Annotated in this window: 1 protein-coding gene; it reads left to right on the forward strand. The window is 73.6% G+C overall.

The genetic code is table 11. The features are described from left to right. On the forward strand, positions 1-196 hold a 196-nt coding region (locus AC1DUE_RS20665), incomplete at its 5' end, for a hypothetical protein (protein WP_477041269.1). Between the last annotated feature and the right edge of the window lie 187 nt (positions 197-383).

Below are 383 nucleotides of genomic sequence, written 5' to 3' on the forward strand. Positions count from 1 at the left end.
CAGCGACCCCGCACGCTTCCGCGCCCTGGTCGAGGACTTCGTGCGCACCACGGCCCCGGCCGACTGGAGCCAGGAACGGTGGCGGGAGCTGCTACGGGTCGGGAGACCCTGCAGTGCGGCGGGGGAGCTGGACTCCCCGCACCACCGGGCCGTGGAGCGCGATCTGCGCGAGGCGAGTGAGCGCAGCGCCACGTGAGGGGTGGCGGGCTCCGCGTGTCGGCGCCCCGCTCTCGTACCCTCCGGGAAGGTGCGAGGCGCCAAATTCCGAACCTCACCGCCGAGTTGTCGGAACGGGGCGGGGCGGCGTCGCTCTCCACGAAGACCTGCAACGCCCTCTGGTGCTCCTCCGTGTGTGCCGTGGCCGTGCCGCCCAGCTCCCGCAC

It is taken from the genome of Cellulomonas sp. P4_A2 (genome assembly GCF_056402515.1).